The 896-nt window shown below is 67.4% G+C and carries 1 protein-coding gene; it reads left to right on the top strand.

Annotated features, from left to right (window positions below):
• Positions 1 to 102 precede the first annotated feature (102 nt).
• The coding region (locus ACTWQA_RS59125; RefSeq protein WP_443167522.1) for an IS5 family transposase at positions 103 to 896 on the top strand (794 nt) is incomplete at its 3' end.

The following is an 896-nucleotide window of genomic DNA, read 5'->3' as shown; positions in this document are numbered from 1 at the left end:
AGAGGGCGTTACGCGAGGCGAAGTCCATGATGTCGCAGTGTGATCGGATGGATTTGTAGCGTTACCGCCCGTCGGCGGGCTGCCCTGTGCTGGGATAGCCGGGTGAGCGAGCGCAAGCCGTACCCGAGCGACTTATCCGACGAACAATGGGCGCTGATCGAGCCGGTGATCACGGCGTGGAAGGCGGCCCACCGCTCCGTCAGCGGCCACCAGGGCAAATACGCGATGCGTGCGATCGTGAACGCGATCTTCTACCAGGGCCGGACCGGCGTCCAGTGGGACTATCTGCCCCATGACCTGCCGCCGGGCGGCGCGGTCTACTACTACTTCGCCAAGTGGCGTGACGACGGCACCGCCCAGAAGATCCATGACCTGCTGCGCTGGCACGTCCGGGAGAGCAAAAGGCGATTAGCCGACCCGAGCCTGGTGGTGCTGGACACCCAGAGCGTCCGCGCGGCGGCCGGGGTCCCCGCCACGACGACGGGCCGGGACGCGGCCAAGAAGGTGCCCGGCCGAAAACGGGGCCTGGCTGTGGACGTGTTTGGCCTGGTCATCGCGGTGGTGGTGCTGGCCGCCTCGGCACACGACAACGTCGCGGGGATGGCCCTGCTGGACCGGGTCGCCGCGCAGACCTCCGGCACGGTAACCAAGGCCCTGGTCGACCAGGGCTTCAAGAACACCGTCGTCGACCATGGCGCCAACCTTGGGATCGACGTGGAGATCGTCCAGCGCAACCCTGCCGACCATGGGTTCGTCCCCCAGCGGGGACGCTGGATCGTCGAGCAGACCAACGGCACCTTGATGCTCCACCGGCGGCTGGTCCGCGAGTATGAGCATCTGCCGGCCAGCTCCGAATCACGGGTGCACTGGGCGATGACCGACGTGATGTCCCGCCG

Origin of the sequence: Nonomuraea sp. 10N515B (assembly GCF_052245915.1) — a bacterium.
In the GTDB taxonomy this organism is placed as follows: Bacteria; Actinomycetota; Actinomycetes; order Streptosporangiales; family Streptosporangiaceae; genus Nonomuraea.
Note: the sequence above shows the minus strand (reverse complement) of the source record. Positions and strands in the feature narration are given on the sequence as shown.